16 protein-coding genes are annotated in these 25,696 nt (G+C 50.7%); 7 read left to right on the top strand and 9 right to left on the bottom strand.

Annotated elements, in window-relative coordinates:
* Positions 1–35: 35 nt before the first annotated feature.
* The 7 genes from EK22_RS09815 to EK22_RS09780 form a co-directional block, all read right to left on the bottom strand.
* A complete protein-coding gene (locus tag EK22_RS09815) occupies positions 36–242 on the bottom strand; it encodes a hypothetical protein (RefSeq protein WP_020160374.1) in 207 nt (68 codons plus the stop codon).
* A gap of 512 nt (positions 243–754) precedes the next feature.
* Complete coding sequence (locus tag EK22_RS09810) at positions 755–1,711, bottom strand: CobW family GTP-binding protein (protein WP_036250490.1); 957 nt, start codon at positions 1,709–1,711, stop codon at positions 755–757.
* Positions 1,712–1,725: 14 nt separating this feature from the next.
* A complete protein-coding gene (locus tag EK22_RS09805) occupies positions 1,726–3,825 on the bottom strand; it encodes a TonB-dependent receptor (protein WP_036250488.1) in 2,100 nt (699 codons plus the stop codon).
* A gap of 126 nt (positions 3,826–3,951) precedes the next feature.
* A complete protein-coding gene (locus EK22_RS09800; RefSeq protein ID WP_369798206.1) occupies positions 3,952–4,371 on the bottom strand; it encodes a transcriptional repressor in 420 nt (139 codons plus the stop codon).
* 528 nt (positions 4,372–4,899) lie between these two features.
* The gene (locus EK22_RS09790; RefSeq protein WP_020160379.1) at positions 4,900–5,523 is read right to left on the bottom strand and encodes a response regulator transcription factor; all 624 of its coding nucleotides are present in this window, start codon (positions 5,521–5,523) and stop codon (positions 4,900–4,902) included.
* Entirely contained in the window at positions 5,510–7,366 is a 1,857-nt protein-coding gene (locus EK22_RS23150) for a PAS domain-containing sensor histidine kinase (protein ID WP_152565068.1), read from the bottom strand. Before EK22_RS23150 ends, EK22_RS09790 begins: the two co-directional genes overlap by 14 nt.
* Before the next feature lie 117 nt (positions 7,367–7,483).
* A complete protein-coding gene (locus EK22_RS09780) occupies positions 7,484–10,384 on the bottom strand; it encodes a CheR family methyltransferase (protein WP_036250481.1) in 2,901 nt (966 codons plus the stop codon).
* Between the two features lie 648 nt (positions 10,385–11,032).
* On the opposite strand from EK22_RS09780, the gene EK22_RS24695 reads away from it, so the two are divergent.
* The 6 genes from EK22_RS24695 to EK22_RS09750 all read left to right on the top strand — a co-directional run bounded on the left by EK22_RS24695 (position 11,033) and on the right by EK22_RS09750 (position 18,108).
* A complete protein-coding gene (locus EK22_RS24695) occupies positions 11,033–11,200 on the top strand; it encodes a hypothetical protein (RefSeq protein ID WP_020160383.1) in 168 nt (55 codons plus the stop codon).
* A 376-nt stretch (positions 11,201–11,576) separates the two neighbouring features.
* Positions 11,577–13,733, top strand: a complete 2,157-nt coding sequence (locus EK22_RS09770; RefSeq protein WP_020160384.1) for a sensor domain-containing protein — start codon at positions 11,577–11,579, stop codon at positions 13,731–13,733.
* A 155-nt stretch (positions 13,734–13,888) separates the two neighbouring features.
* A complete protein-coding gene (locus tag EK22_RS09765) occupies positions 13,889–14,089 on the top strand; it encodes a DUF2934 domain-containing protein (protein ID WP_020160385.1) in 201 nt (66 codons plus the stop codon).
* 101 nt (positions 14,090–14,190) lie between these two features.
* Complete coding sequence (locus EK22_RS09760) at positions 14,191–14,937, top strand: hypothetical protein (RefSeq protein WP_152565067.1); 747 nt, start codon at positions 14,191–14,193, stop codon at positions 14,935–14,937.
* Between the two features lie 244 nt (positions 14,938–15,181).
* Positions 15,182–17,131 carry an ATP-dependent zinc metalloprotease FtsH gene (gene ftsH, locus EK22_RS09755; RefSeq protein WP_020160387.1) on the top strand — a complete coding sequence of 650 codons (1,950 nt, stop codon included), beginning with the start codon at positions 15,182–15,184 and terminating at the stop codon, positions 17,129–17,131.
* Positions 17,132–17,280: 149 nt separating this feature from the next.
* On the top strand, positions 17,281–18,108 hold the full coding sequence (locus EK22_RS09750) for a zinc metalloprotease HtpX (RefSeq protein ID WP_161786416.1): 828 nt from the start codon (positions 17,281–17,283) through the stop codon (positions 18,106–18,108).
* A gap of 173 nt (positions 18,109–18,281) precedes the next feature.
* On the opposite strand, the gene EK22_RS09745 is transcribed toward EK22_RS09750, so the two are convergent.
* Entirely contained in the window at positions 18,282–18,602 is a 321-nt protein-coding gene (locus tag EK22_RS09745) for a heavy metal-binding domain-containing protein (RefSeq protein ID WP_020160389.1), read from the bottom strand.
* A 928-nt stretch (positions 18,603–19,530) separates the two neighbouring features.
* Between EK22_RS09745 and EK22_RS09740 the strand changes: the two genes are divergently transcribed.
* Positions 19,531–21,270, top strand: a complete 1,740-nt coding sequence (locus tag EK22_RS09740) for a multicopper oxidase domain-containing protein (protein WP_036250475.1) — start codon at positions 19,531–19,533, stop codon at positions 21,268–21,270.
* A 91-nt stretch (positions 21,271–21,361) separates the two neighbouring features.
* Here the strand turns inward: EK22_RS09740 and EK22_RS09735 are convergent, their stop codons facing one another.
* Positions 21,362–25,645: a DEAD/DEAH box helicase gene (locus EK22_RS09735; protein ID WP_036250473.1), complete on the bottom strand. Its 4,284-nt coding sequence runs from the start codon at positions 25,643–25,645 to the stop codon at positions 21,362–21,364.
* Positions 25,646–25,696 lie beyond the last annotated feature (51 nt).

The raw sequence follows: 25,696 nt of genomic DNA, 5'->3' as shown, positions 1-25,696 counted from the left end.
GCATCCCGTTCGGCTTTGCCGGATCAGTTTTTTACTCAGGCTGTATGACAGGTCGCCGCGCAATGCGTGCACCCGTTAACCTGCCTGAATAATTGAGCGGCTTTTTTCAGGGCGCTGTTGCAATTGCTGATGGCTCCCAGGTATTGAATCGCTTCCTTGCCGGGAAGATGATCGCAATCCGCTTTATGAACCACATGATCCCCATTGCTTTGAGCATTAACCTCAACGTAAAACTCTGCCATTGTTGATACCTCTCACGGTTTTGTGTTGTCGGAAGGTGGGCTTAAAAATGCAACTCACCTGATCGGTCCGGTTTCTGTCGAACTTCGAACATTCAATTTGCAATATGTTGGAAAAATGACAGAAATAAGGCCGAATCCTGGATATTTTCGAGCTCATTTAACAATGAAGCAGAATTTGTACCAGCACAAATCAGCGGTTTAACCCGGATATTTCATGGAACCACAGAGAACACGAAGAACACGAAGAAAATCATGGCATTATCATTTCTCACAGATAACTTCATGAGCTCATTATGAAATATTTGCAAGTAATTGAATTGAAAAGCCTTCGTGTACTTCGTGTCGTTCGTGGTGAAATATTCAGGTTAAAGTAATTAGGCTACGAACGATGCGAGGTAAAACTCAGGTAAAAACTGAAAGTTCAGAATGGCTGTGCGCCCCGTGATTAATCAGGGCTGATGGAAATGTGTGAATTCTTGGGAATGAGTCCGCATTTATGGCATGTCCGTTGTTTACAGGGCTGCCGTTACGGATTCGAGCAGGCCTTTTATCTCGCCGGCAGTGATGAACACCAAGCGGCTGCGGTTATCTTCGGAAGTCCTGGCAGGCAATAGTGTCGGCGGGAACAGCCGGCCGGCCGAGCCTTGCACGCATACGGGGCGACGGTGTTCAGTGGTATAAACCACGCCTTTCAGGCGCAGCAACCGGTCGGCATGCCGCATCATCAGGTTCTCCAGCGCGGCCTGCAGGCGCGGCCAGGAAACAGGTTGGTCGAATTGCAGCGTAGTGCTGCCAAAGCGGTGCTCAGGTATAGGCGGATCGGATATTAATCGATAGCGGTGCTGTTTCTGGAAAGTGAGCAAGGTATCAGGATCGATGGCGCCATGCACGGCGTGAAGCTTTGCCGCCGCCGGGGCCAATTGGTCCAGGCGCGCCGTCAGGCTATCGATTTGCCGGTCTTCCGCCAGATCAGTATGGGTAATAATCAATGTATCGGCCCAGACAATCTGGGCCTGGGCTTCGGGATACCGATTCAAGGCATCCTCGCCGGCAGCGGCCGAAACCGTTACGATCAGGCCATCCAGACGATAGCGCGATGCCAGCCATCGCTCCCTTAACAAGGTGTCCAGTATCGGTTCGGGGGTGGCGATGCCGCTGGTCTCGATCAACACGCGGTCGAACGGCTTCTCGGCCTGCGCCTGCCAGGCCATGCGCAGGTTTTTCAGCAGCGGCGTCAATGCTCCGTGTACCTGACAGCACAGGCAGCCGCCTGACAGGACGCTCAACGGCACGTTGTGTTGCCTGAGCAACTGCTGATCGACAGGTGTGGCGCCGAATTCATTGATCACAACGGCCGAGCGCGGGGCATGGTTTAACAGCTGGTTCAATAATGTGGTTTTGCCGCTGCCGAGGAAGCCGCTCAGGACGATGACGGGAATACGGTTGTCTGGTTCAGGGGAAAATGTCATGCGTGATGCCTGTTTTAAAAATCAACCCGCAGACCTACCTCAAAACCTCGGCCCGCTTCCGGGGCGAAGTTGCGCAGGAACGAGACGGAATTGCGTATTTCCTGGTTCAGCAGATTGTTGCCTTTGACGTACAGCATTAAGTCGGTATTTTCGGCCACGCCCAGGCGGTAGTTGGCACTGGTGTTCAGCAGCCAGTAATCGGGCGTTTCGGTTTCGTTCTCGCCGGGCCGGTTTTGCCGTTCGGCGCGGGTCAGGCGGATGTTGGCCTGCCAGTCCATATCGGACCAGGTCAGCTGCGTGCCGTAGCGCAGCGGCGGCAGGCGCGGGACATCTGTGCCATCGGTAAAGCGGCCGCGCACGTAATCGCCGAACCAGGTACTGTCGAGCTTGCCGTAGCGGGTTTCGAGCAAGGGAAAGGTGAAATTGGCTTCAAAGCCCTGGAACTCGGCGTCGCGCTGCTGTGCTCGGACGACCGGCGTGCAGTCGCCGGCGGGGCATGCGTCGACAAAGGCGTCGGCGTCACGATCGAAGAATGTGCCGTCGTAAATCTGCGCGATATAGTCATTAGCCCAATTGTAGTAAAAGCTGACGTCGGCCTGTATCCAGTTCCTATCGACATGAAAGCCCAGATCGAGGTTATGCGCGGTTTCCTCGCGCAAGTCGGCATTGCCTATTTCATAGTTGCGGGTAGCCAGATGCAAGCCGTTGGCGAACAGTTCCTGCACGCCCGGGGCGCGCTCGGCGCGCGAGAAGGCCAGGCTGACCGATTCCTGGTCGGTGATGTTCCAAAGGGCCGACACCGAGCCGCTGATCGGCGTATGCGTGCGTGCCGTCCGGCTTTCAGGCGAGATCGTCTGGTGTTCGCCGCGCAGGCCGAACTCATAAATCCAGTCGCCGTGGTGGATGTCTTCGACGGCGAAGAAACCGTAGGAGTCTATTTGCGATTTCGGTACGATGGCTTCGGCGCCGGTCGCTGAAAAGGTGCTGTTTTTGGTTTGCATGCCGATGACGCCGTGATCGAAAACAGCCCATGATTTCTGTATCATTTCCAGCCGGCTTTCGAAGGTTTCGTTTTCGTAGCGCGTGCTGGGGCTGTTGTTTTCCAGTTCCACATGCTGATAATCGGTGTAGGCCAGGCGCATGCGCAAACTGTCGGCATGCGCGAAAGGGTCTATCAGTTCGCCTTTGATGTCGTAGCGTGTTTGCCGCATATCGACGCGCACGGCTTCTGGCATCTCGGCTTGATCATCATGACTTTCTTCTTCGTGGTCATGATCATGAGCGCCTGGCGGTACGCCGTAATTGTTTTCCAGATGATTGATGGAAAAACCCAGCAAGCCTTTGTCGCCGATTATGGAAAATCCGGCGCTGCCGTTCTTGGCGCGCGCGTTACTGTTAGGCAGGCGTCCGTTGCTGTTGAGTATTTCCTCTTCATGCTCGTCTTCGGTGTGTGTCGCGGCTTCGGCGGATTCGTCGATAGCCAGTCCCGGAATTTGCATCGGGATGCTTTCGCGGAACAGGCCGTCCAGATGCCAGGCGAACATGTCCTTGCCGCCTTCCAGTTTAAAGGCGCTGGTTTTGCCCTCGAAAACGGAATTATAGCGCTGTTCGACGGCACCCTGAATCAGGCGGTCGGGAACCTGCTCCGGGATACGGTTATCGATGACGTTGACGATGCCGCCGATGGCGCCGCTGCCGTACAATAAAGTCGCGGGGCCGCGCAGGACTTCGACTTGATCGGCAAAGAACGGTTCTATGCTGTTGGCATGATCAGGGCTTAATGACGATGCGTCATTGGTGCCCAGGCTATTTTGCAGAACCTGTACGCGCGGCCCGGACTGGCCGCGAATAACGGGCGTGCCGACGCCCGGCCCGAATGACTGGCTGGTAATGCCGGCTTCATCTTTCAAGGTTTCACCAATCGTACTTGCTGCTTTCAGGCGCAGTTCATCATCGTTTAATACCGTTACCGGGCGTGCGGCACTGGAGATCGTTTGCGTCAGTGGGGTGCTGATGACGATTGTTTCCAGCTTCTGGGGTTGTTCGTCATCTGCTTTAGCGGTAACGCTGACCGCTCCAGCCGAGATGAAAAAAAGGGCGATTTTTTTCTTCATTGTTGTTAGTTGGATGTGTTAAATATTAAGTAGCAAATAGATTGAAATGGGGATTACGCGATTATTCTTAAATTATGTTATAACATAACAACCAAAAAGCCTGATTCGTGCGGATATTGGCCCGACTCAGGCATTCGCTCTCGCGCAAGCGGCACAAGTGCCGTGGATCTCAATTGATTTATAACTGATGATAAAGCCGGCTTTTTGGATTTCCGATGTCAGGGCGTGCATGACATCGAATGCGGCGCGCTCTTCGATCTCATGGCATTGATCGCAAATCAACAATAATTGCTCATGCTGTCTGTCGGAGCAGTTGCAGCCGACATAGGCATTAAGGCTTTCCACTTTATGAATCAGGCCCTGGCCCAATAGGAAATCCAGCGCCCGATAGACGGTTGCCGGTTTGGCGGAATAGTTCAGCGGCTTGATGTGATCGAGTAGGTCATAGGCCTTGACGGCTTTGTGGCTTTCCCAGATGAGTTCCAGTATTTTGCGGCGAATCGGAGTCATATTTACCCCTCGCTTGACGCAAAGCCGTTCCGCCATGCTGATGGCTTCGGTAATGCATTTTTTGTGATCGTGAGCAAGGGGTGCTTGTGTATTGTGAGAATCGGGTTTGCTCATGGTTGCATTATGGATTTGAACGTTAATCAACTGAATTTGACAGCCGTCAGCGGTGCGGCGGCTGTCAGGAATTCAAAAATGTTATGTTATAACATTTTAAATAAAAAAAATAGCGCTTATACGGATTGGGACGTGCTGGTTGGAATTAATGTACTGGTTACGCACGAATCATTTTATGTTTTTCTGTGAACATTGCGGTACCTGAGTCGCGCTGTAGGTGAGAATTCATTTATGCCCTATGGGTACTTGTGCCCAGAAGGGTTTCGCGTTGCCTGTTAGTGTGCCGGCACTCCGGCTTTTTCCTTGGTCGAATACCCTAAAGGACCAGTGAGTTCGACCCTGCGGGCACCTGAGCCAATTATCTGCGTAGTGGCATCAGTTAATGTATTTTTAGCGGATGATCGATTAAATTGCTGTGCGTGGTTATCGTGCTAAATAGGGATTGGTTTTTTACAGGAGGTCGCATTGCATGGCCATCACCATCAATTCGGCGAGATTTTCAGCCTGCATCTTTTCCATGATATGGGCTCTGTGTACATCAATGGTACGGTTGCTGATATCGAGTATTCTGGCGGCCTCTTTGTTGGAATGACTTCTGACTATCAGGCTCAGCACTTCTTTTTCGCGGGCCGTTAAATGATCGAGGCGGTCAAGTATCTTGCGTTTCTCCCTGAGTTGTTCCCGGGTTTGGGCATCCTTGCTAAGGGCTTCCTCGATACGGCTCAGCAGAATTTCCTCATTGAACGGTTTTTCCAGAAAATCGACGGCTCCGGCTCTGAATGCTTTTGCCGAATCCGGCACATCGGCATGGCCGCTGATGAAGATTATGGGGATATCTATGCCTCTTTTGATGAGTTCTTCCTGAAGGTCGAGTCCGCTCATGGATGGCATCCTAACATCCAGAAGCAGGCAACTGGGTTGCTCAGGATTATAGTGATCTAAAAAGGCTTCAGCCGATTCGAAACTCATGACAGGCTGTCCTGTCGATTCGATCAATAGCGTCAGGGAATCGCGCACGGCAAATTCATCGTCAACTAAATAGACTATAGGGGTCGCCGGCTTATTGTGCGTCATCAGATTTCCTCCGTACCGGTATAGTAAAGTAAAAAGTACTGCCTTTTCCCGGTTTGCTGGCAAAGTATAATGCGCCATCATGGGATTTGATGATTGATTGGCTGATGGATAATCCCATTCCCATGCCGGACGATTTAGTCGTATAAAAAGGCGTCAATATCTTTTTTTGGCTGGACTGGCCAAGTCCGATGCCGTTGTCTTTAACTTTTACTTCTATAAAGTGATCATCATTCAGCAGTGTCTGAATAAACAGTTTTCGCGGTTTATTATGTGGTAAATTTTTTAGGGCATCAATGCTGTTTCTGACTAGATTTAAGATCACCTGTTCAATCTGAACACTATCGACATAAATGGCAGGCAGGTCGTCCGCCAGGTTAAAAGTCAACAGAATATTATATTGTTTTAAATCGGTCACCGATAAGCTGACCGCATTTTCGATCAGCGCGTTCATGTCGGCGGTCGAGCGATGTATTTTCTTGGATCTGACAAACTCCCGCATGTGATGAATGATTTGTCCTGCTTTCAAGGCCTGATCATGGGTTTTTTGCAGGATTGAGCTGAGCTTCGAAAGGTCGGGTTTTTCGGCCTGAATAAAACGCAGGCAGGCCTGCGTGTAGTTGACAATCGCTGTCAGCGGTTGATTGACTTCATGGGCGATACCGGACGCCAGTTCTCCCATCAAACCCAGGCGCATAACATGGGAGAGTGCCTCCAGGTGCTCTTTTTGCTGGCGCTCTTGCATCTTGCGCAGGCTGACGTCACGGACGATGCTGGTGAAATAGTCCTGGCCATCAAGCGTAAATTCGGCGATGGAGATGTCGAGTGGTACCGCGGAACCGTCCTTGCGCATGCCTTCCACTTCGCGAATGCGGCCCAGGACTTTTGGCATGTCGGCTTCCTGCTTATAGCTTTTTCGTTCCCGATGGGAACATTTGTTTTGCGAAAGAGGCATGAGTTTATTGATGCGCCGGCCAATCAGTTCTTTCTCGGTGTAGCCAAAAATGGTTTCGACCGCGGCATTCACGGAGATGATTTTGCAGGACATGTCGCAAGTAATGATACCTTCTATGGAGGCATTGAAAATGGAATTAAGCTTTGCCTCGCGTTCCAGTATCTGCTGTTTTGAATGCCTGAGGTCTTCAACCAGCTTGGTCAGGTTCTGATTGCTCTGAGACAAATCGCAATCCTGCTTAAGTACCTTTTGGGCCAGTTTTTTATTGAGATTGGCGATGGTTGCCTCGGCGCGTTTACGCTCGGTGATGTTGTTCAAGGTCAGCCAGATTTCGCTGTCATTATCATTGATGTCATTGATTTTACCCTGGCATTCCACATAGACAACATCATCGTTGCTGTGTTTGAGCCGGACATCCAGCGTTTGATTGTTTTGTTCCGTCACCAGGCTGCGCAGGAATAAATAATACGGGTCCTGGTCAGCCGGATCAATATATTGAGCCAGCTTCCGGTTGATGAGCTTTTCCTTGGGATGGTCTAATAAACGGGCGGCGGTAAGGTTGGCTTGCAGAATCACACCGTCTTTATTCAGGGTCAGATAGCCTACCGGGGAAAGATTATACAGGTTGGCGTACAGATCACGAGAGGCGAGCAGTTCCTGATGCGTTCGGCTAAGTTCCTCATTCTGTAATTCAAGCTCTATCTGGTGAACCTGGAATTCGAACAGCAGCTTTTGAATATCCTGGCTGGACATGCGAGTAATATCGGTGCCGGATTTGCTAAGCATCGTTTCCGCCCGTTTGCGAAGATTTTCTCGGTATTGGACCAGCAGGTGCTCCGCATCTGTTTGGAGAATTTCGTAATCGGTATTCCTGTCAAATGAATTAAACATGGCGATTGATTCCCGCGGATAGGTGAAAAAATGGGCGCACACAGTCCATGCGGGTGCTGGCCGGGGTAATGGTGCGGAATTTCAGCCTGAGCATTAGTGGAGTTTGGAGGGTTGTGCTCATGACTTATCCCGTTCGATGTCCTCGATGGTCAGCAGTATGCGCCTGTTTGTCGATGCCTGCTGTAGTAAGCGGCCATTGAGGATTAAATGTTTTTTCCCGATTACCGGGAATTCATAGCTGTGGTTAAACGCCTCAAAGGTCGTGTTGTGATTCAATGTTTTGCTTAGATGGCCGCGCAGTTGTTCCGTGTCCCAGGCAGCGCCATTGATAGTGAAGAACGATTGTTCTGTCAGATTTTCATTAGCAGGATTGAAAGCTTTATAAAATGCCGGATTGGCGGTAATGATATTGAAATTTTCATCGAGCACCAACAAGGGATGGCAGACCGTGTTGACGATCGCACTGGCCATACTGGCATCTACCGCCGCCTGTTCGGCTTTTTTCAATCTGCCGATATCGATAAACGTGATAACCAGTCCGTCAATCATGTTTTCCGCGGTTCGATACGGCAGGATACGCAACAGGTACCAGGCACCATTTGTGGATTGTACTTCCGTGTCCTTGTAAATCAGCGTTTGCAACACCGCTTTGGCATCATCGATCAAATAGTCATATTTAAGGCTTAAGGCCAGATCGCCAAGAGGTCGCCCTATGTCGCTGTTGATCAGGTTGACAATGTTGACGACCGATTTGGTGAAGCGTCTTATTTTAAGGTTGTTGTCGAGAAAAATCGTCGCGATATTCGTGCTGTTCAGAAGGTTTTGCATGTCATCATTAATCTTGGACAGGGCATCGACTTTCGTTTGAAGCTCACTGTTGATGGTATTCAGTTCTTCGTTCAATGACTGCATTTCTTCCTTGGAGGTTTCCAGTTCCTCGTTGGAGCTTTGCAATTCTTCATTGGTGGACTTGAGCTCTTCGTTCGAGGTTTCCAGCTCTTCTATCGTTGCACGCAGGGATTTTTTAGTAAACAGCAACTCCTGCGCGAGTTGCTCTTTATCACTCTCATTGCCCGGGACCGGGTTGCTATCCTGCTCGCCAGTCTGTGTGACGAGTTTGTCATGATGCGGATGAAAACTGACTAAAAACAAATCCTGCAGCGCTTCCGGCTCGAAAATCCTCACCAGTTTCAGGTCGATCGTTTCGATGCCGTTGTTGGTTTTGATTCTGAGTCCATTGCTGATGATGTCCATATCACCTTTTTTTTTGGCTTTGCGCAGCGATGTCGCCAGCGGTACGCGCAAGCCTTCCCGGGCCATTTCAATGATATTCCAGTTGGGCTGGCCTTGCGCGGGTTCCAGATAATTTCCCGTATGGCCATGAATATAAATAATTTTGCCGTGTTCGTTGATGATAATACAGACCGGTGCGTAGTATTCCAGCAACAGCTTTTCTATTTGTCGGGCGATATGACCGGGTTGAGCGATTGGTTTGGGTAATTTATGTGCCATTGACGAGACGTTGTGTGAGCTTGTCGGTAGTAAGCCGGGTTTGGATATCGGCAAATCGATATGGATGTTTTTTCGCTGATAAATCTTGCATTTTTTGTCAATGACTGAGAATAGATGGTTAAAATTGCCAATCGATTCGGATGTGCCGAGAAACAGAAGTCCGCCGGTTTTCAGCGTATAGTGGAAATGTGGGAAAATCTGCTTTTGCAGTTCGGCGCCCAGATAAATCAGCAGGTTGCGGCAACTGATCAAATCAATACGCGTGAATGGCGGGTCCTGAAGCAGATTCTGTATGGCAAATATCACGGTATCACGGATTTCCTTGCTGATACGGTAGCGATTGTCTTCCTGATCGAAGTAGCGCGCCAGCCGATTCGGTGAAACATCGGCGGCAATCCCGATCGGATAAGTACCTTCCCGTGCCTGGTGAATGGATGACTCGTCCAGGTCGGTGGCAAAAATCTGAAAACTGTATGATTTTTTATATTGCTCGTTATACTCTTTAAGCAAAATGGCAAGGGAATAGGCCTCCTCGCCGGTGGAACAACCCGGAACCCATACACGCATTTCGTAGTTGTCGGGTTTATCTTCAAATAGTTTCGGCAAGGCAGTGTGTTTTAGCGCCTCGAATGCAGGCTCGTCTCTGAAAAAATTGGTGACGTTGATCAACAATTCCTTGAACAATTTATCTATTTCGACCGGATTCTCTTGCAAAAATCGCACATAAGCATCCGTATTTTTGATTTGATGGATATTCATGCGCCGGTTTATGCGGCGGTTGACAGTAGTGGGTTTATAGGCCGATAAATCATGGCCTGTACGATTGCGCAACAGAATGAAAATTTTTTGGATTGGTTCGGTGGCTGCCAGCATTTCCGCCGGCTCCAGCGTCTGAAAATTGTTAAAATAAGACGCTTCAATATATTGGACCAATTGTTGCCCCATTTTTTCAGCAGGCAATATAAAATCAATATCGCCCATCGCTATGGCATTGTTGGGCATGCCGCCAAACTTTGCGGTTTCAGGGGCTTGCACCATGGTCATGCCCGACACTGCCTTAATCGTTTTAAGGCCCAAAGTGCCATCCGTGCCGGTACCTGAAAGCAGGATGCCAATGCTCATTTCCTGTATATCTTCCGCCAGGGAACGTAAAAAGAAATCAATAGGTAAATGCATCGTCCCATGGCTGGATCTATCCATAACATACATTCGATGATGGAATAGCGCCAGGTTTTTTCCGGGCGGGCATACAAAGATATGATTTTTTTTCAACACCATGCCGTCTTCAACGACAATAACCGGTATTTCGGTAACTCCGGATAGTAAATCGGATAATAGCTTCGTGTGCCCGGGCTGCTGCTGGTGGTGGGTTATGATGACAAAGGCAAAACCGCTATGCGATGAAAGATTGGAGCAAAATGCCTCCAGGGCTTCCAGCCCGTCCGCTGAAGCTCCGATACCGACCACGGGCAGCCTGGAATTCATCAAGTGCTTTTTATAGTGCATGTCTCGAGCACTGGACTCTAATGCGATTCGTGGCTCTACTTTACTGCCGCCTGATTTCACGGAATAGAGACCTCTAAATTGCTACCTTGGCTGAATTAAGTTCTTGTTTTATCATATTTTTTTAATTATAGAAATTCAGCTTAACACACCAGATTAATGTTGAAAACAAGCGATCATCACTAGCCTCAGTGCCTTGTTTGATGAGGTGCGCAATATCAATTCAACTTATATGGGAATTAAGGAAGCATCTGAACCAATGACTCCAGCAAAGCTGGAATTGGATAGTTATGAATTTTTCCAGAATGACTGTCTTTCGATAAGTTGCGGACCACTTCTCATGAAACAGGGTCTCAATCTGAATCAAATAAAGTTTGTTAGAAAAATACTACATTTTGCGATAGCCAGCCATGCGTAAAAATACTTAGGTGAATATACGAATTTGTTAATCAAGTTTTTTCTTTTATAAATATGCGAACCATAAAAAACAAATTTAGAAAATCTGAGAGTTTAGCTTCTGTAAGAGCCCGTTTGGGTTAAGTATTTTTTTATGGATGCTTTTCAGGGGTTGCACGTTTTTTTGAATGGGATGGCTTTTTAAATTTAATTATGGTTGATATTCAAAAATTCAGATGAAATAGTGAGTTCAAAATGGCAGTTAATGTATCTAAACAACATCAAAGTTTTGATTGGCAATATAAAATAGCTGGGATTGATATTGAGTTAAAAGAAAAAAAATTCATGGATGATGAATTTGAATATTACAAATCCACCAAAACCAGATCGAAGAAAAAATTTCGGCAAGACATGCAAAGATAAGTAGAAGTAATTCTGTAACCATCGGGTAATCGATCGGTAAATTATCAGTCGGCGCGTTGACCGGAATGCCGAAGGAATGAGGATAGCCGTAGGTCGATAAGGATAATCGCATCAAGTAACGATCATTAAAAACTAGTTAGATTTTGCTGTTCCTCTTCGCGTTTTTTGGAGTCGAGCGTGAAGAGGGCTCCAGTTTTTCGTATCGCAAAACAGTGGCTTAAAGAGGTCGCTTTCAAGCTGAAGTTTGGGATCCAAATGGAGAGAATCAATATGTTGATCCGATGTAAAAATTGCCACACAAATTGTCAGGCATATTTGAAGTATTCAGGCGCGGTAACACCTTTATCATGTAATGTGATGAGGGAGTAAGTAAATTATGTTCAATTTATTTAAGGATGAGTCACAAAGCGTTAACTCTTTTTTTCTGTTCATGCAGAGCTTGGCGAATCGCAATCTGGTTGCGGAAGCATTAAAAGTCAGCGAAGCTAAATACCGCAGTTTGCTCGAAAACATGGGGCTGGGCGTGATCTATCTGAGTAATGTGGGAACGGTGATCTCCGCTAACCAGGTTGCTGGACAAATAATGGGGATGCCGCTTGATAATATGATGGGGCGCGCATTGACCGATACTTGCTCAAGAATTGTTAAGGAAGACGGCTCGGTTCTTGCTCATGATCAGCATCCGGCCATGTTGGCCTTGCGTACCGGCAAGCCTGTGGAAAATGTCGTCATGGGGCTGTTTAATCATGCACAGCAAAACCATACCTGGGTGATGTCCAGTTCGGTACCGGAATTCCTACCGGGAGAGCGAGAGCCTCATCAGGTTTTTATGACTTTGACCGATATTACCCGGCGAAAGCGGGCCGAGGAGGAGTCAAGTCTGGCATCGGTTATCGTTAATAATACAGGCGAAGGCATTGTTGTCACAGATCAGGACAATAAAATCATTTCGGTGAATCCTGCCTTCACGATCTTAACCGGTTTTTCCCGTCAGGAGGTTTTGGGCAAGAGGGCTCATTGTTTTCAATCCCCAAAAGATGCCATAAAAATTGATGAGGCGTTGCGCAACAGCAGAAAAAACGGCAACAGTTGGCAAGGCGAGCTATGGCATCGGCGCAAAAATAGCGATGATTTTCCGTGCTGGACGACCATTAACCAGGTCAAGGACGCAACGGGCAGGACAACGCATCATGTTTACGTGGTTATGGACATAACCCATCTGAAAAAGGATCAGAACCGCCTCGGGTTTCTGGCCTATCATGATCCGTTGACCAAACTGCCCAATCGGATGTTATTAAAGGACCGTATCAATCATGCGCTGCAGAATGCACGCCGGGAAGGTTCTCAAGTGGCCGTTTTGTTTCTCGATCTTGACCGCTTCAAGATCATCAATGATACCTATGGGCATGCCGTTGGCGATGGTTTGTTGAAAGAAGTGGCAACGCGGATCAAGAATCTGGTCAGAAAAGAGGATACTGTCTCACGGTATGCCGGTGATGAGTTTATCGTGTTCATGGAAGATGTTTCCGATACCAAAAGTCCTGCCACTCTGGCCCGAAAGCTGATTGAGACATTTAATATCCCGGTGGAAGTCAAAGGTCATACCCTGCAAGTAACTACCAGTGTCGGCATCAGTTTGTTTCCTCGGGATGGCGATGACTCCGACAGCTTGATAAAAAATGCCGATGCAGCGATGTATCGAGCCAAAAAAGAAGGTCGCAATAATTTTCAATATTACAGACCGGAATTAACCACGCAAGCCTTTGAAAAAATGGCTGTAGAGACTGAGTTAAGGCAGTCGATAGATAAGCGTGAGCTGGTTCTGTATTACCAGCCGCGGGTTTGCCTTAAAACCGGAAACATCGCCGGTATTGAAACATTAGTGCATTGGCAGCATCCGGTGATGGGACTGATACCGCCTGCGCGCTTTATTCCCGTAGCCCAGGAAAGCGGGTTCATTCTGGCGCTGGGCGAATGGATGGTTGAGGCAGCTTGCAGACAGATGCGATGTTGGCTGGACGAGAGGGTGCCGGTAAATAAAATCGTAGTGAATGTGTCGGCGTTTCAATTACTGCGTTCCGATTTTTTAGCGACAGTGGAACGCATACTGCGCGAGCACGAGCTCTCGCCCCGTTGCCTGGAATTGGAAATTAATGAGTGCAGTCTTATGGACAATGCCGAGCACATCATCAAAGCCTTGAATGGATTGGCTGACGCAGGCATGGATTTGACTATTGCCGATTTCGGCAAGGGCTATTTTTCACTTATTAATTTAAAACGTATTCCGGTTAAGAAACTGAAAATTGACCGTTCATTCGTATCTGAAATGTTGTGCAATTCCAACTACGAAGCCGTTATTCGTTCAGTGATAGCCTTGGGAAACAGTCTGAATTTACAGGTCATTGCTCAGGGGATTGAATCCGAAGCTCAGAAAGATAAGCTGATAGAGATGGGTTGTAATTTGGGACAGGGTGATTTTTATTTTCCACTCGCTCTGCCTGACGCTAAAAATCTCACCAAGTTGATGTCGTGAAATTGATACATTTTCCAAAATCAAACAGTATTGGTTATCTTTGATGCTGAGCCTAAACATTTGATTGGGTAGGTGATTATACGGATTGTGGCTTTATTCATCTGTTCATAAAATGAACCTCAATGACTATTTCTTCGCAGTGTTTAGGAAGAAAAATGAAAGATGAATGTAAACCCGTACAACATATACCCACTACCGCTATCGATCCCGAAGTATTTCGGGATATGGTGGCAGAACGCGCTTTCTGCAAAGCCGAAAAAAGAGGTTTTGCAGCCGGACACGAACTAGAAGACTGGCTTGAAGCCGAACAGGAAATTAACAATCAGTGTTTCTATTGGTTTCAGGAAGTAGAGTGATTCTCTATTAACAGGAATTTCCCACTCTCTGCAGTCTTTATCCAAAATAAATTTAATTATTAATGTGTAAATACACGGAATCATACTCTATGGTATTCGATATGAAGCGAAACAAAGTAATTGATGTTCCACGCTTTGACAACAAGTCCGCGGAACTTAAGCGATGCATCGCTTTTCATGAAGCTGGGCATGCGACAGCTATTTATTTAAACAACAAGGCACGTGATCTTCCCCCGGTTTTCTTTCAAATCTTATTTAAGGATATAAAAGAAGCGTCTCCCGAAGACTTTGAAAATGCAGGCCACACAGTTCCGGGTGAATGTATCGCTAAAGTGGAAGGAGGACGGTTAATTCAGTCGTTGCCTCATTCGATGGAAGCCTTGCTGGAAAAAATAACAGGCCAGGATGACGCAATGAGTCGGACGGTAAAAGATTATGTCACCGCTTTTGATGCGGACATCGTTAACTTGCTGGTCGGTCCATTGGCCGAAGCCAAACATGTTGCTGAAACCGATAACGAGTTATTCAATCATCGTTTGGTCAATATAAACGCGTTGAAGAATTATGGCGGCAGTTCTGATATTGAATCGGCTTATGAATATTTACAGAGTTACTCATCCAACAAACAGCAACAGGATGAGAAATTGAATGAGTTATTTAATGTAGCCTTTAACTTTGTAAACGATCATGAAAACTGGAAAGCGATTTCCAAACTGGCCGGTTATATTGCCGATTCGAATAAAAATACGATCAGCTGTGAAGAGGTTATTGCCGTGCTTGAGTCATCGAATACGATTGATTTCGCACATGAAATGCCGCAAATTGATCGCCGTGCGGCATGTGCCTGAATGGTAAGGGCTTTCCAGGCTGCACGGATGCAATGCCAATCAAATAGAGATTAAAACGCGCCCGCCAGGCGGTTGGGGAGTCATTTTTCTATGATCACAGAAAGCTCTTCATGGGTGCGGAAGCGGTCTTATTCGCATTTCTTCAGGGGCAGGCGGATATCCGCCCATAGGCGATTTGGACCGCTCATCATTTAAATATCTGTGCCGCTTTTAATGCACCGCTTTAGGTTGAGGGATCAGTATAATGGATAAGCCGGAAAACAATATTAAGACTTTATTAATCAATCTATACAACTACCTGAAGAACTTGTTGCAGACCGTTTCCGGTTTTTTTTCCAGGCAGGAGCCAGAGGTTGAACTTAATAAACCCGTGGCTGAAAAAACGCCCGGCTCCAAGCAGCGCAAAATCATTTACCTGGCGCTATTATTCATACTGACCCTGTCTGTGCTAAACAGCATCCAGGAAGTTCAACGCGATGAAATCCCTTACAGCCAGTTTCTTAAATATCTGAAAGAAGCAAAAATCGAGAAGGCCGTCGTTACCGAGCGTTACATCACCGGCGTGATCAAATCCGACGATCCGAACGAGCCATCCAGGCCATTCATGACGGTACCGCTGTGGCAAAACGATCTGGCTGAAATGCTGGAACAGAATAATGTTGAATATGTAGTCAGGAGCGGGGAAAACTGGTTGGCCAATATTCTGTTCAACTGGATCATACCGATTCTAATATTCGTCTTTATCTGGTCCTGGATTATTCGCCGTACTACCGGGGGACAAAGGGAATTTCTGAATCTGGGTAATAAAATCCGTATTCACCAGGATACGTTGCCCAAGATTACCTTTGACGATGTGGCCGGCGCCGACAGCGCCAAGCAGGAACTGAAAGAGTCCATAGATTTTTTGAAATCACCGGAAAAAATTCAACGACTGGGCGGGCGCATGCCCAAGGGCATATTGCTGGTCGGACAGCCCGGAACCGGTAAAACCTTGCTGGCACGAGCGGTTTCCGGCGAAGCGGGCGTGCCTTTCTTTAATATCAGTGGTTCCGAATTCATCGAATTGTTCGTCGGGGTGGGCGCCGCCCGGGTTCGCGACCTGTTCGAACAGGCGCGCAATAAAGCCCCCTGCATGATCTTTATCGACGAACTTGATGCCATCGGCCGGTCGCGCAGTGGGCCGGTAACATTCGGCGGTCATGACGAACGCGAACAGACTCTGAACCAGTTGCTGACCGAAATGGACGGTTTTGATACGTCGGTCGGCGTGGTGGTCATGGCGGCAACCAACCGTCCCGAGATTCTGGATAAAGCGCTGTTGCGCGCCGGGCGCTTCGATCGTCAGATTATAGTTGATAAACCGGATCTGCAGGATCGCATCGAGATTCTTAAATTACATACCAAGGCAATGGTTATGTCCGATGACATCGATATCACCGTAGTGGCCAAACGCACGCCGGGACTGGTCGGCGCCGACCTCGCCAACATCGCCAATGAGGCGGCAATCATAGCGACGCGGGTTGGCCACAACAAAGTCGAAATGGAAGATTTCGAAGCCGCTATCGATCGCATACTCGCCGGTCCTGAAAAGAAAAATCGCGCATTAGGTCCCGATGAAAAACGCAGGGTCGCCTACCATGAAGCGGGGCACGCGCTGGTCGCCGAACATGTGCCGACCGGACAACCGGTGCATAAAATTTCTATTATTCCTCGCGGTGTATCGTCTCTGGGTTTTACATTGCAACTGCCCGTGGAGGAAAAGTTTATGTCGACTGAAAATGAGCTTAAGGATCAATTGGCTATTTTGATGGGGGGGCGTATTGCCGAGGAATTAGCTCTGGGAACCATCTCGACCGGTGCCCAGAATGATTTGGAAAAAGCCAGCGAGATTGCCCGCAATATGATTTGCAGTCTGGGCATGAGCAAAAAGCTGGGGCCGTTGACTTACGGCAAACGGCAACAGTTGCAATTTTTGGAAACGGAAGTGTCGGAATCCCGTAATTACAGCGATGAGACTGCTCGTCTTATTGATAATGAAATCAAGGCGTTGGTTGAGGAAGCCGAAGCGCGCGCCCGTGAAGTGATTAGCACCAATCGGGAGGTGCTGGATAAGTTGGCGAATTTGTTGCAAGAAAAAGAAGTCGTTATTAGGGAAGAAATTACAGCACTACTTAAAAGCGAGATGAAACAGTGAATATGCATGCAATCCTAGAACAAAAACAATTCAATCAGCACCGGCTGACTAATTTTTTTCAGTCGATGATTTTACTTGGTTCAATGCTATTCCTATTAGCCCTTATCAGTTATTTGTTAACGGGGCTGGAAGGATTAAAGTGGATGGTGATGATCAGCATAGCCCTGCTGCCCATTGTCATCAAGTTCTCGCCCGATATCATTCTTAATCTGTATCGGGCAAAGCCGATGAGTCATAATGAGATTCCCGGGCTGCAAAAACTGGTTTCGGAATTGGCGGAAAGCGCTAAACTTGGGGCCGTTCCACAACTGTATTATGTGTCCAGCCGCACCATGAATGTTTTTGCCATAGGTAACCATGATAAATCCGCTATCGTGCTGACTGACGGCCTGCTGCGCGCACTGAGCGTGCGTGAACTTACCGCTGTTATCGCCCATGAAATCATCCATATCAACAATAATGACATTCAGGTGATGGATATCGCCGATATGCTGAGCCGAATGACCAGTTTGTTGTCTACTTTGGGTCAGTTATTATTGCTGATCAACTTGCCGATGTTTCTGCTGACCGGGGTTGTAGTGCCTTGGACGGCAATAATAATGATGCTTTTTGCACCTATTATCAATAGCCTGCTACAGCTCGCGTTGTCGAGAGCGCGCGAGTTTGAAGCCGATGTGAATGCCGTTTACCTGACAGGCGACCCGGATGGATTGGCGAGCGCATTATTCAAGATGGAATATTATAGCGCGGGCTTGTTCGAGTGGTTGTTTCTGGCCGGACACGGAACGCCTGAACCGTCATTGCTAAGAACGCATCCTGCGACCGAGGAACGGATAAAACATTTGAAATCCTCTTTCAAAATAATGCATAACCCTGCCACCGATTCCTCGGGGCTCTCCAAACCGCTCACGATTCCATTACATTTACAAAGAGTCCAGCGCAGGCCACGCTGGAGAATAGGCGGTTTATGGTATTGAGCCCGGCCTGTTGCCCAAATTGCAGAGGCCCGACCGCTGAGAAAATTTGTATTGGAGCAATTTCAGGCCGGGGTGGCTATTTTCCTGTCCCGGCTTTTCCATCAATCCGGGTAACGAGAGCAAGTCATTCGGGTCCTTAATAGCCGACAGGCGCTCCCGGTCCGTCTGAGTCGCTACTCAATAACGACCGCCGTTCCGCTGGCAGAAACCATTAACATGCCATTCCCTTTACCAAGAACCTCATAGTCGAGGTCAATTCCGACGATGGCATTTGCCCCCATGTCTTGCGCTTGCTGCCGCAATTCCTGAAGCGCGATTTCCCGGGCATGTTGAAGCTCCCTTTCATAAGTGGCGGATCTTCCACCAACCAAATCTCTGATTCCCGCGAAAAAGTCCTTGAACAAATTTGCGCCGAGGATGGCTTCGCCGGCTACAACACCACAGTATTGTGTGATTTTCTTGCCTTCGATATTCGGGGTGGTGGTAATCAACATGGTTTGTCCTCAGTCGGTTTTGGAGTGGTGTGCTTAAGTATAGCCATACAATTTAAATTCTAAATCACGAAATCATGCCTTGGAATCAAACTATTGACGCTGTAATATCCGGTCAGGACTTTACCTCTCGGCAACTGCCCCTGCATTACTCTACTACACGCCATCCATGGCATTATGCATTTTCTGAATTCATTACATCCCTGTAATTCAGCGGTTGCCGAGGACACGAAGAAAAAAATAAATCAAATCAATGCATTAAACTTCGTGCTCTCGATTACTTCCAGACGCAATTTTATCACCTCCATCCTTAGGGACGTTCGTGCCATCCGTGCTTAAATCCTTCAAATTGAATACTTTCACACTCACAAAATTGCTGCTTCATAAAAGAGAATTTTCCCGATTTCAGGCAAAAATTTGCCATTTAAGGTTAAAAATCACAGAAAAATGTAATAGAATCAAAAATAATAACATTAAAAAAATAGTGGTATTTAGGGTGGGTTGACAGTCAATCGATTAGCATGGAGCAGGGGGAACTGTTTGTAACTGATTAAGTCGAATGTTTTGTTAATATAATGCGACTGGCACTAATCAGTTGACTTGTGTAAAAGAGGAGAGTGTTCGCAAGGATGAGAGAGATATTGCATGGCGGTTTTGTGCCGGCCATATGGGTAAGCAATGACCCATACAGTAGAGAAAAAACCAGTTTGTCGTTTCAAACAGAATCCTATAAGCAATTATCAAATCACACATCAAGGGTTTGATTGTCATTCAAGACCCACCACAAAATATTGAAAATACTGCCGTTTTTATTTTATTCGGGCGTTAAGAAAGAAATTTGCGCCAGATTCGTTTAAAATAGTCGCGTTTGTATTCTTTCCGTTTTATATCGGCGAGTTATTTTATGAGTGAAATTTTCCGAGGTCATGTTATGCGTAAAAAACTTCTTACCATTAGTTGGAGTATTGCGATGCTCCTTATGCCTCCCTGGATACAGGCAGCTAATGATTTACCACCTTCGGCCAAAGTTGAAATGGGAGAGGTGGAAGAGGTATGTTCTGACTTCACGCCAAAAGAATGGCGCCAGGATCAGGTTATTGATGGGGTACAGATACAGGCGTCAAAGTTGTGTACGCCTGATAACCCTGCCGAAATTGCCGCTTTTGTTAAAGGCACGAATGGCATTTCCATGGAAACCTTGATGGAAACTCAACTGGCCGCCGATGCCATCACCAAATCGGATGATATGGATGGCGATGGCGACCCCGACAAAATTGTCATCAAACTCGAAATCGTCGAACTGAACGGTCATTCCCCCGATAGCCCTGAATTGACTACCCAGTTTGATATAGCGCCGGGTATACGGCCGACTTTCTGGGTCTTTGCGCCCAAGACCCGTGATATGTCGACCTTAAGCTTATATGAGCCTCAGGCCAATCCTTTGCTGCGCGTGCCATCGCCGGCTATCCGTGTCGAACAGGATGACGTGGTCTGGCTGGTTGTTGAAAACACCCATTATCTGCCGCATTCCCTGCATCTGCATGGTGTCGATCATCCCTATATGGACCGCATGGACCACGGCAACGATGGCGTAGGTCAGACCAGCAACATGGATATCATGCCAGGCGAAAGTAAAACCTATGTGTTCAGGCCGCGTCAACCGGGAACCATGTATTACCACTGCCACGTGCAGCCACACACCCATATTCCCATGGGCCTGCAAGGGATGCTCATCATTGAGGAAAATCGCCCGAATAACTGGCTGCAAACCTTTAACGTCGGTAATGGTCAAGTGCGTCATCCATCGGTGGCCGTCCAGGAAAAATACGTCAGGGAATATGACTTGCATTATGAGTCTGCTGATAAGGAACTGCATGAAATTGTCGCTAGATCAGCCAATGATCCGCGCCTGCTTGCCAAACATCTGAATGTCGATTACGACGTAACCGAAGCGACCGATGACTATTTCATGCTCAACGGCCGTTCTTTCCCTTATACATTAAGGGAATCGCTGATCGAGATGGAGTCGGATAAGAAGGTCAAATTGCGTATTTTGAATGGCCATACCGAAGCTTTGGGTGTCCATATCCATGGTCACAAACCAACCATCACGCATTATGACGGCGTCGATAACGGCCCGAGTTCATATATCACGCGCGATGTGCATGCCATGGTTCCCGCCCAGCGTATCGATCTGGAATTGAGCGGTGTTGATGACGGTCTACATAGCTTTGGCCAGGGCATCTGGATGTTCCATGACCATGTCGAAAAGTCCTTTACGACCAACGGTACGGGCGAGGGCGGCGATATCAGCCTGGTAGTCTATAAAGACTTCCTGGATGAAAAAGGCATCCCTAAAACGCATGGCATGAGCCTGACACCTTACTTCTCGAAGGATTTCTGGAAGAAAAATTATCCGATCTGGCAGGACTATGACGCTTGGCGCAGTTTAGGTTTGCCTGAGGTTAAAGGCGCCGAAGGCCAGGCAACTTCGGCCACGGCTACAGTTCCTGCTCAACAGGCAGCGGTCGGATCCGCGCCGACTGTTGAGGAAACCTCTGCCATCGGCAGACTGTTCTATGGCATTCTGCTGGGTCTGTTTAGCTATGTGCTGATCGTTAAAAGGCAGTTCATTTTCGATCACCTGCGCAAGCTGACAAAACAGCAGTAAAAGTGTAATCAAGAAGCGTCGGGCCTCGTTCCGATGCTTGGTCGAATAAAAGCCACCGCCGGTTTACTGTCGGTGGCTTTTTTATGTTTCTCTAGCGTCGGCGCAATAAGGCATTCTTGAGCTGCCACTGGTCCTGGGGCTCAATGTCTTCCAGAAAATCGACTTTTCCTTGTACTCCCATGGCGGCCGGGACGCCGTCGCGGTACAGAATGCGCCGGCTTGCCTGCGTCGGCACGCGCAGTCCGGGCGTGATGATGCCGGTCAGATTCAACGGATCGGCGGCGCTGATGGCGATCAGGTCGCCGCGCTTTGCCTGCTTGCGAATGTCGCGCAGAACGCCGACCGCCTCCGGCAGCGCATACTGCTCGCCGGCAAAACCCTGTACGAAACGCCCGCCGCGCAATTCGCCGCGCGCTTCCATGCGCCGGAACACATACAGCAGTTCCCGCCAGCTCGGCAGGTTGTTTTCCTGTTCCAGCACTTTCCGGAATACGACGCCATAACGGCGCAGCAAAACCTGGGCAATATGCTCGCAATGCTGATGGCGCTCCGTTTCGGCCGCCGGATGTCTGCGGATCAGCGACCAGCGGCCGGCCGCCGCGAACGGGTCGTAAAACGAATAGCGCTGGCTGAGCCGGTGCTGGGTTTGCCGGGACGTAATCAGCGTGCGCAATCCCTGAAAACTGTCGGCCGTGACCAGACCCCAGGCGCTCAGCTCGGCCAGCGCTTCTTCCAGTTGCGACTTCAGCAGGCCGGTTTCGCCGAGCAGTTCCTCGAAAAAACTGGCGCCCCATTGCTTCAGCGCCTCGTAGACTTTTTCGGCTTTGCCCGACAATTCCAGCGCTTCAATAGCAGGCAGCGGCGCATAAGCGCGCCAGTGCGGCAGATGCGCGCGGGCGATGAAACTGAAAGCCGTGCTCTTGCCGGCCGGGCTCTTGCGTTTTGCGGCGCCGGCGGGCAGGTGCAGGCGCAGCCAGCTGATCTTGCCGGCGCTGCACAGCTTGTCGAGATCGGACGGCGCGTAGGGCCGGATGCGCGCGGGCAGGATATCGGCCTCCCAGCTGGCCGCCGGCAGACTCAATCCCTCAAGCTGCAACAAGCGCTGCTGCAACGCCGTCTCGCCGGTGCCCGGTTCGTCCAGCCCCTGCCAGCGGAACAGAAAACGCATGAAGTCGGCCGGCGAAACCGGCTCGATCTCGCTGCGCAACTGTTTCAGCGTGTAACGGTGGATGCGGGCCAGCAAGCCACGCTCGCACCATTCGGTGGTTTCGGCGCCCGGCGTGAATTTGCCCTGAATGATGCCGCCTTCCTGTTGCAGGGCGAGCAGGGCGATTTCAATTTCGGATACATCATGCCGCATCGATGCGGCCAGCTGCGCGGCCGTAACTGGCCCCAGTCCTTCCAGGCGGCTGCTCAGGATTTCGACCAGCGCGCGCTCCCGATCCGCGGCTTCGTTCGCATCCACAGGCCGGATCACCGGGTCGATCCTGGCATCGGGGAAAACTAATTGCAGCGCTTTCAGACGCTCGACCGCAACCCACAGGCGCGTATCGTCGGCTATAGTCATGACCGTCGCGCGCCTGACCTTCATCAGCGACTCCAGCAGCTCGGGCCAGCCGTGCGCGAGACGCTCATGCAATGACGACAGCGGGCCGCGCTCGCCTTCGGCCTCGGTCAGAAAGCCCAGCACCACCAGCGCGTCATGCAGTTCGTCGGGTGTGTGCGCCTCGGGCCAGGCCTCCATGCGTACGCGCGCGATGGCCTCGGGATTCAATTGGCCGGTTTCGGCGGCCGTCTGCGGGTCCATGAAGCGGCGCTGCTGCACGGCCAGTGTGCGGCGCTCCTCGGCCGGGGCGTCGTCCAGAAACGCGTAAGGGCGCGCGTTTAGGATTTCCAGCGCCAGCGGCGACGGGCTGGCCAGATCGCGCGCAACAATGTCGACCGTGCCCTGTTCGATGCCGGCCAGCAGGCGCTCCAAACCGTCGATATCCATCAGCTCATGCAGGCAGTCGGACAAGGTCTGATTGACCAGCGGATGGTCGGGCACTTCGCGGTCGCCGGCGATGTTCTCGAAGCAGGCGAGCTGATCGGGAAAAATCACCGCGATCAGATCCTCGGCGTTGTTGCGCTGGAAATAGGCCGGAACTTTCTTGCCGGCGCGGTTGCGCGGCACGGCCAGCGCCGTGTTGGCGACCCAGCGCCAGCGCGTCGGGAACATCGGCGCCGCCAGCATCGCCTGGACCAGTATGCCCCTGACGGTCGCGGCTTTCAGGTACTGTGCGGGCTCTTCCAGCGGAAAGCTGTGCGTCGGCCCCAGCGACAGCACGATATTGTCCTCGCTGGCCGCGGCCTGCAGCTCGAAGTTGAAGCGCCGGCAGAAGCGCTTGCGCAGCGCCAGGCCCCAGGCCCGGTTGATGCGCGAACCGTACGGCGAATGAACGACGAAATGCATGTCGCCGGTTTCATCGAAGAAACGCTCGAACACGATGCGCTGCTGCGTCGGCAGCACGGTCAAGGCCGCCTTGGCGGCGGCCAGATACAGCAGCAGTTGTTCGGCCGCGGCGGCAGGCAGCTGCAGGTCGTCGGCCAGATAACGGTAGGCCGCCTCCTGCCCAAGTTCGAGTCTGGCGTCCAGCGTCGCGCGCAGGTTTGAGACGGCCTGCGACAGCTCATCGCTGCGGCCCGGCGCTTCGCCGAACCAGAACGGAATATTGGGCGGCTGGCCGTGCGCGTCCTCGACATACACGCGGCCCTGCTCGATCTTGAGCATGCGATAGGAATTGTTGCCGAGCTGGAAGATATCGCCGGGCAGGCTTTCAAAGGCGAAGTCCTCGTTCAGTGTGCCGACGAACAGTCCCTCCGGCTGCATGATCACATCGTAGTCGAACTGGTCGGGAATGGCGCCGCCGTTCGTCAGTGCGGTCAGCTTGGCGCCCTTGCGCGGTCGCAGCAGGCCGTTGACGGCATCGCGGTGCAGGTAGGCGCTGCGCCGGCCGCGCTGCGTGTGGAAGCCGTCGCTGAGCATCTTGACGACGTCGAGAAACTGCTGGTAGCTCAGCTCGCGGTAATGCCAGGCGACGACAAAGGCCTTGAACAGTTCGGCTTCCTGCCATTCGCGGCAGGCGACTTCGGCCACGATCTGCTGCGCCAGCACGTCCAGCGGCGCGTCCGGCATCTGGATGCGGTCCAGTTCATCGCGCTGAATCGCGGCCAGCATGGCCGTGCATTCAACCAGATCGTCGCGCGACAGCGGAAACAGGCGGCCTTTCGGCACGGCGCCGAGCCGGTGTCCGGAACGCCCGACCCGCTGCAGAAAGGTCGAAATCGCATGCGGCGAACCGAGCTGGCAGACCAGATCGACGTCGCCGATGTCGATGCCCAGCTCCAGCGACGCGGTCGCGACCAGCGCTTTCAGCGAGCCCTGCTTCAGGCGCTGTTCGGCCGACAACCGGTGTTCCTTGGCCAGGCTGCCGTGGTGCGCCGTGACGTACTGTTCGCCCAGCCGTTCGGCCAGCGCCGCGGCCGCGCGCTCGGCCAGACGCCGCGTGTTGACGAAGATCAGCGTCGTGCGGTGCTGGCCGATCAGTTCTTCCAGCCGGTTATAGATCTCGCCCCAGACTTCCGCCGCCATGACCGCTTCCAGAGGCGAGCCCGTGACTTCGATCTGCAGATCCCTCTGGCGCACGTGGCCCGTATCGATGATCGTGCAGTCGGCCGCCGTCGTGCCGGTCAGATAGCGCGCTACCGTTTCGATGGGTTTCTGCGTGGCCGACAGGCCGATGCGCACGGGCGGGGTTGCGGTCAGCTGCGCCAGACGCTCCAGCGACAGCGCCAGATGCGCGCCGCGCTTGCTGCCGGCCAGTGCGTGAATCTCGTCGACGATGACGCTGCGCACGGTGCTGAGCATGGCGCGCCCCGAATCCGAGGTGAGCAGGATATACAGCGATTCGGGCGTCGTGACCAGGATGTGCGGCGGCCAGCGCTTCATGGCGTGGCGTTCGGCCGGCGAGGTGTCGCCGGTGCGGGTCTGCGCGCGGATCAGCACGTCGGGCAGGCCAAAGGCGGCCAAGCCCTCGCGGATGCCGCTCAGCGGCTCTTCCAGATTCTTGTGAATATCGTTCGACAGCGCCTTCAGCGGCGAGATGTAGAGAATGCGCGTTTCATCGGGCAGCGGCGATTCCAGTCCCTGTTGCACCAGCTGGTCGATCGCGGCCAGAAACGCCGCCAGCGTTTTGCCCGATCCGGTAGGCGCCGCGATGAGCGTGGATTTGCCGGCGCGTATGGTCGGCCAGGCCTGGCATTGCACGTCCGATGGGGCGTTGAAATGCGCGTTGAACCATTGGGCGATAACGGGATGAAACGATGTTAAGGGCATGGCGCTGACTGATGACAAGGGATAAAATATTCCAGTGAAGAAGCTAATGTT

This window comes from Methylobacter sp. BBA5.1, assembly GCF_000746145.1.
GTDB lineage: Bacteria > Pseudomonadota > Gammaproteobacteria > Methylococcales > Methylomonadaceae > Methylobacter > Methylobacter marinus.
Note: the sequence above shows the minus strand (reverse complement) of the source record. Positions and strands in the feature narration are given on the sequence as shown.

What these genes read in the sequence shown, in the direction of transcription:
- EK22_RS09815 (WP_020160374.1), bottom strand. Translation starts at nt 242, where the DNA reads ATGGCAGAGTTTTACGTTGAGGTTAATGCTCAAAGCAATGGGGATCAT.
- EK22_RS09810 (WP_036250490.1), bottom strand. Translation starts at nt 1,711, where the DNA reads ATGACATTTTCCCCTGAACCAGACAACCGTATTCCCGTCATCGTCCTG.
- EK22_RS09805 (WP_036250488.1), bottom strand. Translation starts at nt 3,825, where the DNA reads ATGAAGAAAAAAATCGCCCTTTTTTTCATCTCGGCTGGAGCGGTCAGC.
- EK22_RS09800 (WP_369798206.1), bottom strand. Translation starts at nt 4,371, where the DNA reads ATGGCGGAACGGCTTTGCGTCAAGCGAGGGGTAAATATGACTCCGATT.
- EK22_RS09790 (WP_020160379.1), bottom strand. Translation starts at nt 5,523, where the DNA reads ATGACGCACAATAAGCCGGCGACCCCTATAGTCTATTTAGTTGACGAT.
- EK22_RS23150 (WP_152565068.1), bottom strand. Translation starts at nt 7,366, where the DNA reads ATGTTTAATTCATTTGACAGGAATACCGATTACGAAATTCTCCAAACA.
- EK22_RS09780 (WP_036250481.1), bottom strand. Translation starts at nt 10,384, where the DNA reads ATGCACTATAAAAAGCACTTGATGAATTCCAGGCTGCCCGTGGTCGGT.
- EK22_RS24695 (WP_020160383.1), top strand. Translation starts at nt 11,033, where the DNA reads ATGGCAGTTAATGTATCTAAACAACATCAAAGTTTTGATTGGCAATAT.
- EK22_RS09770 (WP_020160384.1), top strand. Translation starts at nt 11,577, where the DNA reads ATGTTCAATTTATTTAAGGATGAGTCACAAAGCGTTAACTCTTTTTTT.
- EK22_RS09765 (WP_020160385.1), top strand. Translation starts at nt 13,889, where the DNA reads ATGAAAGATGAATGTAAACCCGTACAACATATACCCACTACCGCTATC.
- EK22_RS09760 (WP_152565067.1), top strand. Translation starts at nt 14,191, where the DNA reads ATGAAGCGAAACAAAGTAATTGATGTTCCACGCTTTGACAACAAGTCC.
- ftsH (WP_020160387.1), top strand. Translation starts at nt 15,182, where the DNA reads ATGGATAAGCCGGAAAACAATATTAAGACTTTATTAATCAATCTATAC.
- EK22_RS09750 (WP_161786416.1), top strand. Translation starts at nt 17,281, where the DNA reads ATGATCAGCATAGCCCTGCTGCCCATTGTCATCAAGTTCTCGCCCGAT.
- EK22_RS09745 (WP_020160389.1), bottom strand. Translation starts at nt 18,602, where the DNA reads ATGTTGATTACCACCACCCCGAATATCGAAGGCAAGAAAATCACACAA.
- EK22_RS09740 (WP_036250475.1), top strand. Translation starts at nt 19,531, where the DNA reads ATGCGTAAAAAACTTCTTACCATTAGTTGGAGTATTGCGATGCTCCTT.
- EK22_RS09735 (WP_036250473.1), bottom strand. Translation starts at nt 25,645, where the DNA reads ATGCCCTTAACATCGTTTCATCCCGTTATCGCCCAATGGTTCAACGCG.